Origin of the sequence: Photorhabdus sp. S10-54 (genome assembly GCF_963878145.1) — a bacterium.
In the GTDB taxonomy this organism is placed as follows: domain Bacteria; phylum Pseudomonadota; class Gammaproteobacteria; order Enterobacterales; family Enterobacteriaceae; genus Photorhabdus; species Photorhabdus kayaii.
In genome coordinates this window covers 1-2,178 of record NZ_CAWNXG010000117.1, presented here as the reverse complement: position 1 = coordinate 2,178, position 2,178 = coordinate 1, and the positions used below count along the sequence as shown (strand labels likewise).

The following is a 2,178-nucleotide window of genomic DNA, read 5'->3' as shown; positions in this document are numbered from 1 at the left end:
AATACAGCTCTTAATGTAGTTTATGTACACCGACATGTACATATTTTCCATGACACGAGATGAATATTTATGATTATCACTGACTAAGACAAGCCGAGAAAAAATAAATTTCAATTTAAAATCAATTAATTAAGTTAATTTTCATGACTAAAGATGATCATTAATGTTGAGAGGTGATTACATAAGTGCATTTCGGCAGCGAATATGTTTTTGCACCAGCTCCATCAGGGCAACGCCTTTATGTGTCAGGATCTCTTCATCGCTGAGCACACTGACATCCACCAACGGAAACGCCTGGCGGTATAAGCGAGCCGCCTGTTCAGGGAGCGTAAAACAATCCAGCCACCGGTTTGAGTAAGGATAAGGACGAACCTCACCATGATAAAACAGCAGAGGCGCCACCAAAGGGAGTTCAGTATGGCCTTTTTTCAGGTGAGCCGCCATGGCTGACATGGCGTAATACATCAACCGCCAGGCCATCAACGGGTCAGGGGTGGATTGATGTTCAATCAGACAGTAGATATAACCTTGTCCCCGAGCCGTTTCAACCGAGTACAGCACATCACTGTGCAGTTGACGTAAATGCCGGTCCACAAAACTGCCGGGTTCCAGTTTCAATGTGGCTAAATCACACAACGACTGGACCTCTTCGGGCAGATAAAGGGATAAAAATTCCCTGGCCGTTTCGGGCTGCGTTAAAAAATGTTTGAATAACGCGTCATGGTGAGGTCGTTTTTCTTTCTTTGCCACAATCCGTTTCTCTGTCTTATCAGTTAATCATCGCCACTCATTATCAAGGCTATAATATCTCTGGAAAACCCGCAATCAAGTTACAAAGAACATCTTCCCATATTTTCTCAGGCAGATCTTTACCGAATGCATTAATAGAAGAGCCTAAAGAATCAAATGCCAGAAAAGGAAAACCGGAAAAACATTATATTTACAACAACTACTCAATGAAAGCCATTCATTTAAATGAGTTTTTAACTTGTATTCACATAATAATAACCTCCTTATCAAAAAATCAATTAATTATATTTCTGTTAATAACACTCGATTTACCAAACATCTAAATAAATTAAAGTGTTAATTTATATAAAATAATTACATCATATTTTTCAGAAAAACAGAAACATATCCAAAAAATAAATGAAGAATTAATATTTTCATTGAAGAAAATTTATAACGGACTTTGCTAATAATCCTACGTCTTAAAACACGCTAAGAAAGTATCCTTACAAGTAAAAATAAACCTTGACTTATAATTCCATTGTATATTTTTAGTGCATAATACTATTTTAAGCTAAATTCAAAACAACAGGTTACTCATTATGGATGCTTTAGATGAATTTTACGAAAGAAATCCTTCGGCCAGAGGATACTTGGATAACAGTACTAATGAAGAAAGAAAACTCCTAAAAATTCAAATGGATAAACAAAATGTGTTGATGATGCTTATGAACAGAGTTTCCGATAAATATGTAAAATGGAGTCTGGCTAAAGACCATTTTATCGGTGAAGTCATGGCCTATTGCCAAGAAAACACATCAAAGATAAATACCGGGGAGATCTCAATCTCTGAAGCAATAGCTTTATTAGACGAAGAAATCCGATCATTAGAAGAGCAAGATGCAATGCTTTCTCAAAAGAGTGTAAGGCAAGCCATTGTTGTAAAGAAAAAGGTAAACAGTGAAAATGCTAAAAGCAGGAATGATGAGACAGTTAATTTGATTGTCTCATGGATTGGATTTGTATCTGGCAGTATACAACTCATAGGTGGATTTCTTGCTATTGATAGCGGTGTTGGAGCAACACTTGGAGCATCATTGATGGCTCACGGCTTCAATAATGTTGTTGAAAGTGGTTATTATATCCTTTATCGCGAAAGCTATACTGGGCCAGTTAAATTCGTCTATGAAGGAATTGGAGAAAAAGCTTTTAGAATGGATAAACGCGATGCTGATGTGATATATACATCGGTTGATGTTGGAATGTCTCTCAATGGACTACTTGGCTACAAGCTTGAGCCAGATAGTCAACGATTGTATCGATATATACCCGTGCTCATTGAAACTGCTTGATTTTCGCCCAAATGAGGTTCATGGTATCCATCATGAAAATATTCATTACCGATGAACAAAAAGCCGAACTTGAACACCTTCATCACACCTGCCGTGA

The 2,178-nt window shown here is 37.3% G+C and carries 1 protein-coding gene and 1 pseudogene; one reads left to right on the top strand and one right to left on the bottom strand.

All coding sequences use genetic code 11. The features are described 5' to 3' along the window. Positions 1-189: 189 nt before the first annotated feature. Positions 190-750, bottom strand: a pseudogene (locus AACQ83_RS23905) (Rpn family recombination-promoting nuclease/putative transposase); the annotation flags it as partial. 581 nt (positions 751-1,331) lie between these two features. Here AACQ83_RS23905 and AACQ83_RS23900 point away from each other — a divergent pair. Then, positions 1,332-2,081 (top strand): DUF4225 domain-containing protein, encoded by a 750-nt coding sequence (locus tag AACQ83_RS23900; RefSeq protein WP_112879850.1) that lies wholly within the window; start codon positions 1,332-1,334, stop codon positions 2,079-2,081. Positions 2,082-2,178: the final 97 nt, after the last annotated feature.